We start from the raw sequence: 7,349 nt of genomic DNA on the forward strand, positions 1-7,349 counted from the left end.
GACATTGTGAATAAAACTGTATTAAGAACCATAAGTATAATGGAACTTGTATCTAATCATAATAAGGGCATCACGTTATCTGAGATTTCAAAAGAAATAGGCGCACCTGTTTCAAGTGTGAGTGATATTTTAAAATCATTGGTTTATACAGGTATGCTAGAAATTGCGGATGAAAAACTTAAATATTACAGTATAGGTATGAAATCTTTCTTGATTGGTCGTCAATATGTAAATAATATTAACATTTATGATATTGCTATGAAACATGTCGATGACTTATCAACTAAATTAAATAACACGGTTTTCTTAGGTAGGTTAGCAGGAGATCATTTAACGTATATCTACAAGAGTGAATCAAAACGAAGTGTTAGCTCTACATGTTCAATCGGAAGTCAATCGAATTTACACACGACTGCTCAAGGTAAGGTTATTTTGGCTTATAATGCAGATATAGCAGAAGCAGCTTTGAAAAAAGAACTTAAACCAAAAACGTCACGTTCTTTTACTGACGCATCAGAGTTGCGAAAAGAACTGGCTGCAATTCGAACGCAAGGCTATGCGATAGATGATAGGGAAGATGATGAGCAACTTTATTGTGTTTCCGCACCTATCTATGATGTAGAAGGAAAGGTTATTACGGCTATAAGTATTAGTGGGTTATATGACGAGCTAAGAGATATAAAAGAGGAAATTAAGGCGGTTAAAGAAACCGCAAATATCATTTCAAGAAAATTAGGTTATTTTGATGATAATGATGAGATTGTTATGAAATAAAAGATTCTTTTAACAAAGATAGTACGTAATCAAAATCTAGGAGGCTATTATGACAAAAAAGCAGCGAATTTTAGAGCAATTAAAAAATAATTTTTTATTTGCTGTTGTTAGAGGAGAAACAACAGAAGATGCGATTAATATTTCAGAAGCGGTATATGCGGGGGGAATAAAAAATATAGAAGTAACATTTACAACTCCTCAGGCGGATGATGTTATTAAAAACTTATCAAAAAAATATGGGCAGTCAGATATGGTAGTAGGAGCGGGAACAGTAATGGATGCGATAACGGCACGAATCGCTATCATTTCAGGTGCTGAGTTTATTGTAAGTCCGCATTTTGATAAGGAAATTTCTCGAATCTGTAATAGATATGCAATTCCTTACTTACCAGGCTGCGCAACAGTCACAGAAATAAATGATGCTATGGAAACGGGTGTTGAGGTTGTAAAAGTATTCCCAGGTGGAATATTAGGTCCTGCGTTTATAAAGAATGTTCATGGCCCTATCCCATATGCTGAAATGATGCCGTCTGGCGGGGTTAGCTTAGATAATATGAATCAATGGATTGATAATAAGGCTTGGGCTGTTGGAATAGGAAGCGCTTTAACAAAGGGAATGTCTGCTGATGATTATAGTATCGTCACAAAAAATGCGCAAGCATTTGTTGATAAGTACAATAGTTTAAAAAAGGGTGAGTAGAATGAGCGAAGTTATATTAATCGGAGAATCGATGGGATTATTGAACGCGACAGATTATGGAGATTTAGTGGACGTTGAAAACTTTAAAAGGTCTGTAGCTGGTGCAGAACTTAATGTCAGTATAGGTTTGTCTCGTTTAGGTCACACAGTTGAGTATGTCACAAAAATAGGAAAAGATCCGATAGGTGAGAGTATAGTAAAATACTTAACCTCTGAAAATATTAATACAGAGCACATGCTCTTTTCTGAAAGCCATAAAACAGGACTTATGTTGAAAAGCAGAGTAAAGCAAGGTGATCCAGCTATTGCGTATTATCGAAGTCACAGTGCTTTTACCACCTTTTCATTAGAAGATGTCAATCAATTAGAGATGGATTCAGTAAAATTACTTCATATTACGGGTATTCCTTTAGCAATTAATACTTCCGTTAGAGAGGCGTTATTTTCACTTGTGAAAAAAGCTAAAAAAGCGGGTGTATTTATCACATTGGACCCTAACTTAAGACCATCAATTTGGGAGTCAGAAGAACAAATGGTTAAGGTTATTAATGAAATGGCTAGTTATGCTGATGTCATTCTTCCAGGAATCGCAGAAGGAGAAATACTTACGGGTTCTTCATCTATTGAAGATATTGCTCAATTTTATCTCGATTTAGGTGTGAAGGTTGTTATTACTAAAAGTGGAGAAGCAGGTGCTTATGTATCAGAAATAAATAAAGAAACAGAGAATGTCAAAGGTTTCAAAGTAGAACAGGTTATCGATACAGTAGGCGCGGGTGATGGATTTGCTGCAGGAATTATCCATGGATACTTAAGTGGCTATTCATGGGCAAAGAGCGCTAAGTATGCGAATGCCATAGGCGCTTTACAAGTACAATATGTGGGGGATAACCAAAACCTACCTACAAAAGATAAATTAGAAGCTTATATAGAGAGTTTTAACTAAAATTGAACTACCCTCACCTAACATTCTCAGGAATGTTTGAGGAAGGTGTCTTCTCGCCTTAATGCGATAAAACAATCTATGAAGAGACCACTAGAAATAGTGGATATGCTGTATTTTTGTATATCCAGTTGATGTAGTTGTGTAATTATGTATATTTTTAAACCTTTTTCGCCCACCCATTAAGCTGCCATAATGGGTGGGCGTTTTAATTGGAGAATTGTCATCGCATTGTTCATTAATAACGCGAATAAGTACTGTTAATATAAATTATTCAGGAATAAATTCGAAATGTGTCAATTGATGATCTGAATAAGTGCTAGTGATTAATCCTTTAGATTCGGTCCATTCAATAATCCGATTAAATTGGTCTTCATCAATCACACCAGCGTGCTCATATGAATCAGGCTTATTGTTAAGGTAAGTACTCATCGTCTCAGGGAATTGATAGGTGGATAGTATGTCACTGTACTCAGTAGCGTCTGTTTCATTCATGTAGTCAACAGCCTGGTTATAAGCTTGATAAAAAGCGGTTAAATCAGCGGGATAGTCAGTGATAGTTTCTTCCGTAAAGATAAGCGTTCCGCCTTTAATTCCAGCTTCTTTTGAACTTCCGAGTAAATGAGCGCCTTGTTGAACGAGCAGACCGGCTTGGGGCTCAGTAAAAATCACACCATCAATTTGGTTTTCAAGTAAAGCTTCTGCCCGACCAGCAAATGATGGTATTTCAACAATATTGTAGCTGAAGTCACCCTCAGCTGCGAATTCATCCATAATGTATTCCAAAATAAAGTTTGGTACGAGAGAAACATCTTGATTAGCTAACTCCTTCATCGACGTGATACCTGAATCAGGCGAAGATAAAATTTTAAAATCTTCATTGATATCAGATGTGATTTTTAGTGCAATACCTTTATCAACGAAGGCTGCTGCTGTCATCACGTCGCCAATCGTCCCATCTAATTCACCTGCTTGTAAAGCGATGTTCCGGTCATTAGGTGAGGTGAATGTTTTAATCTCAACATTGACACCTAAGTCTTCAAAATACCCTTTTTCTAAGGCGAGAATAATTGGTAAACTGCCTTCTGCTGGAAGTGTGCCAATGGTGATCTTTTCGCCTGTTGGTGAAATATTTTCTGAAGCAGCATCTGTATTTTCTTCTTCTATTGTCTCATCATTTGATCCACAGGCTGCAAGTAAACTTAAGCCTAGCAATAATATAAACAGTATGTGTAATTTTTTTTTCATCTTCATTAATCCCTTCGTCATATAAAAGTTTCTTATTTTTCGTTTGTGTGACAATTGGTGCATACGCTAATTAAGTTATAAGCTGCGCCTGATCCGCCGTAGCTTCGATAAATCAGGCGGGTTAGCGTTTAAGTGATGATTGACTGGTATTAATCTTCTGATACAAGTTGTTTAAATCCTTCATATGGCATCATATAAGGAACAACATCTCGGTGGAGCTTAAGAGGTTCTGTGTCTTTTGTATTAACACCAGGCTCAGTTGTAAAACTAAGACGGAAATTGGCCTTTTTCAATGTCTCCATGTTCTCGTCATTAAATAGACCAAATGGATAGGCAAAGACATTTTTTTCGGTCACAACCGCATAACTATTACATGTTGCTAAATCATAAAGAAATGCATCGGCTGATTCAGTCATCATTATACTCGTCGTTTCGTTGCGACGCTGATGGAAGTGGTGAGTATGGTTGCAAAACGTAAATACGTCTGTCATCTTGGTTAAGTCACTCTCGGTAAGACAGGTAGACGTATTAGGGTTAAAGGGTTTTGGTTCATTATGTAGCCAACCTGTAACAACGAAACTTAGCGCCGTGAATCCGTATTTCTTTAACACGGGATACGTGTAGTGTCTGAGTGATTGAAAGCAATCATCAAATGTGAGTAAGACGCTTTTTTCAGGTAAAGAAGTCCCTTCATAGTAAAAAGCGTTTACTTCGTCAATAGTTAAGGTGTGATAGCCCGCTTCGTATAGATAGAGCATCTGTTGTTCAAATTGCTCTAAGGTTACAAACAGAGGCGAAGGTAAGATATCGTTATACTCTTGTTCTACATCAATGTGACTCTTATGGTCTGGGTTAAATTCGTCTGCAAGTCTTACTTCATGGTACATCAATGTTCTAAATGTCATCAGTTTTTCCTTTCTTAAATGTATTATAAAGCGCGTATTTTTTCTTCGGCATCTTGTAGATATAGTTCAAGTTCATCTCTACTCATATAAGGAACACGACCATAAAAGGTGTGGTCAATAACATCGATGGCATTGGCGTTAAATAGCCACCCTGATGTGACTGTTCTCATGGCGGCTGTTAGGGGATTCTCTTCGCCATTAATCATTTGAGGTTGACCAGTAGGGGTGAAAAACAAAGCACGTTTTCCTTTGAATTGATCAGCCACTGTTTTATCTTCAAAGCTATAAAAGAATCCATGTTGACACACCCGATCAATATAGCCTTTCATGATTGCCGGCATACCATTCCACCAACTTGGGAAAATAAATATATATAAGTCATTCTCCAATAAGTGTGACATTTCGATTTGAACATCTGGCGGGTAATGGTTACTTTCCCTGACGAACTGGTCCCCTTCGATGTGAATCGTATCTTCGGAATCAAGGATGGGGTTAAAGTCCATCGCATATAAATCCCTTACTGTAACGTCATATTGTTTTTCGTTTAGTGTGGATGTTACCCGCTCTAATAAAGCGTGCGAAAAACTTTCTTTCCGAGGGTGTGCAAATATAACCAATGCTTTCATATTTATTCTCCTTTATATGTTTTTTGTGTATCTAAATATAAGCGGTTATTTCACTTGAATTATATAAAGCAAACTTATGTTTTTATGGTTTATGTATAAATTATTATATGACACGTCACATACAATAATCTAATGACCTTGTCTCCATAGCTCGTCTGTAAATTAGAATTCATCTACTTTTTGCATGATATAATTGGTGAGAGAAACCCCTTGTATTTCTACTTGTTGCTCTTTTTTAACCTTATAACCTCTTTTTTCGAAGAAGGGTCTTGCTGTAATAGAAGCATGAGTGACAATTCTCCCATTAATAGTTTGCTCTAACTCATTACAAATAGCAGTAGCAACGCCTTTCCCTTGATAATATACATGAACAAACAAACGATCAAGATAACCATTGCTATCTATATCTCCAAATCCTACGATGATCTTGTTTTCAACAGCGACTAAGCTGTAATGCTTTTGAAACGATCGATTCCATTCTTCTAAATCTACTTGTTCAGTCGCCCATACATTCAGTTGCTCTTTTGTGTAATCGTTTGAATTAACTGTATGAACGGTATTATAAAATAATTTGGTTAGCGCTTTACAATCACTTGGTTGATATTCTCTAATAATCATTTTCGCACCTGAAAAATCCTGTATATTTCACATAATTCAATACACTTGTACATATTACACCTTCTCATATAACTTACCTTTTAGAACTTCTAATTACGCTTTTTTGTTAAGTTATTCACAAACAATACTAAAAGTATAGCACTTCGTATCGCGAATGACAATTTGAAAAATAATAAACCGTAAAGTGTAAGAAATTTTTTAGAGCAAAAGACAGGCTCTAATAAGGCCTGTCTTTAATTAAATCCATGCTTATCCTTAGACAATAAGTTTACAAGACCGAGTAGTGAAGCATATAAAATACCAGCAATCGGCCAGACAATCCAAGTAATGCCCCAACGCATCGTCCACAAACTCCAACCAATATATATGGCGGTCACGAGTGGCCAGTAAAAAGCCGCAAGTTGTTCCTCCCGGCTAGCGCCCGCTTTCTTTTCTTTTGAAAATTCACCCTCACCGAGTACACATTGATAGGCACTAAATGTCGTTGCGACCGGGATAAGGAGGTAAGTGGCTAAGCCAACAATAAACATTAACGTCACAAGCATGAGTAAAACAACTGTTTCAGATGCCCCGAGAAGACTCATCGTAATCAGTGGTGTCGCCGAGAGAATATACATTGCAACCGATAGGGACACGCGCCGGTGATAAGTAGGCCGGAAATCTTCTAGCTTTTGTTTAAAAACACTATCCACACCGTAAGTGAGTTCAAACGGTTCTTTCTCAAACGTGTTAAACAATGTTTCATATTGGTTACTGCGAATGAAAATCGCAACAGCAATTGCGATAATCAAAAATAATGACATAAGACCAAATATAACGGCAATGTTTTCTGGTAAGGTTCCACTTTCAGCTAAGGCGAGAAAGAAGAAGAGTGGAATCACCGCATAAATACATAACAACACCCCTTTAGCGACAGATTTAATGGTTTGGTATTTTTTCTCAACATACTCAGTCGCTTCTTCTAGTGATACTTGTTTTAAGAGCGGATCTGTATCTTCTGTCACTTGTTCTGTTTCTTCAATATCATCTCTTAATAAGTAGTCGGTACTAACATTAAAAATATCAGCCAGCTTAATAATCTTATTGAGATCAGGAATACTTGATGCGCTTTCCCACTTTGAGACTGATTGTCTCGAGACGTTCATTTTCTCGGCGAGTTCTTCTTGTGAAAAGCCAAATTGTTTTCTTAGTTTGATGAGTTTATCCGCGAGGATCATTTAAATCATCCTTCCTTCTTTTGATACCATTATTGTAGCAATACCCGCTCTGAAGCACTATCAACCCTAGTTGGAACTTTGTCAACTCGTGGTTGCAACGTTGTAAAAACAGGACAAATTAGGATTTGTTTATAACTCAACTTTCGCACCCCAAAATTGGCAGATAGGCCTTGATGTAACTAGGTAAGGTATCAAACCATTGTTGGAGTTGACTTTTGATAATATTTTGTATTTTATTATTTGTTTGTTTAAGGGTATCTTCAAGAAGCTCGAAGAGCTGATATAATGCATGAGCCCAATCAAGTTCATTAATTTCGT

Annotated in this window: 8 protein-coding genes and 1 pseudogene; 3 read left to right on the top strand and 6 right to left on the bottom strand. The window is 36.8% G+C overall.

Annotated elements, in window-relative coordinates; genetic code table 11:
• Window positions 1–6 precede the first annotated feature (6 nt).
• Genes BM098_RS10185 through BM098_RS10195 form a run of 3 tightly spaced genes read left to right on the top strand, consistent with a single transcriptional unit; the run spans window position 7 to window position 2,420 of the window.
• Window positions 7–774, top strand: coding sequence for an IclR family transcriptional regulator (locus BM098_RS10185; RefSeq protein WP_159430165.1), 768 nt, complete (start codon window positions 7–9; stop codon window positions 772–774).
• Between the two features lie 49 nt (window positions 775–823).
• A complete protein-coding gene (locus BM098_RS10190) occupies window positions 824–1,474 on the top strand; it encodes a bifunctional 2-keto-4-hydroxyglutarate aldolase/2-keto-3-deoxy-6-phosphogluconate aldolase (protein WP_089833005.1) in 651 nt (216 codons plus the stop codon).
• 1 nt (window position 1,475) lies between these two features.
• Window positions 1,476–2,420 carry a sugar kinase gene (locus tag BM098_RS10195; protein ID WP_089833007.1) on the top strand — a complete coding sequence of 315 codons (945 nt, stop codon included), beginning with the start codon at window positions 1,476–1,478 and terminating at the stop codon, window positions 2,418–2,420.
• 267 nt (window positions 2,421–2,687) lie between these two features.
• Here BM098_RS10195 and BM098_RS10200 read toward each other — a convergent pair whose 3' ends face one another.
• The 6 genes and pseudogenes from BM098_RS10200 to BM098_RS13765 all read right to left on the bottom strand — a co-directional run.
• Window positions 2,688–3,665: an ABC transporter substrate-binding protein gene (locus tag BM098_RS10200; protein ID WP_089833009.1), complete on the bottom strand. Its 978-nt coding sequence runs from the start codon at window positions 3,663–3,665 to the stop codon at window positions 2,688–2,690.
• 149 nt (window positions 3,666–3,814) lie between these two features.
• Window positions 3,815–4,570, bottom strand: a complete 756-nt coding sequence (locus BM098_RS10205) for a polysaccharide deacetylase family protein (RefSeq protein WP_089833012.1) — start codon at window positions 4,568–4,570, stop codon at window positions 3,815–3,817.
• 23 nt (window positions 4,571–4,593) lie between these two features.
• Window positions 4,594–5,196, bottom strand: a complete 603-nt coding sequence (locus BM098_RS10210) for an NAD(P)H-dependent oxidoreductase (protein ID WP_089833014.1) — start codon at window positions 5,194–5,196, stop codon at window positions 4,594–4,596.
• 162 nt (window positions 5,197–5,358) lie between these two features.
• Complete coding sequence (locus BM098_RS10215) at window positions 5,359–5,814, bottom strand: GNAT family N-acetyltransferase (protein WP_089833016.1); 456 nt, start codon at window positions 5,812–5,814, stop codon at window positions 5,359–5,361.
• 233 nt (window positions 5,815–6,047) lie between these two features.
• Window positions 6,048–7,031, bottom strand: coding sequence for a helix-turn-helix domain-containing protein (locus tag BM098_RS10220; protein WP_089833018.1), 984 nt, complete (start codon window positions 7,029–7,031; stop codon window positions 6,048–6,050).
• A 136-nt stretch (window positions 7,032–7,167) separates the two neighbouring features.
• Window positions 7,168–7,349: pseudogene (locus BM098_RS13765) on the bottom strand (IS4 family transposase); the annotation flags it as partial.

Origin of the sequence: Halolactibacillus halophilus (genome assembly GCF_900115605.1) — a bacterium.
GTDB classification, from domain to species: domain Bacteria; phylum Bacillota; class Bacilli; order Bacillales; family Amphibacillaceae; genus Halolactibacillus; species Halolactibacillus halophilus.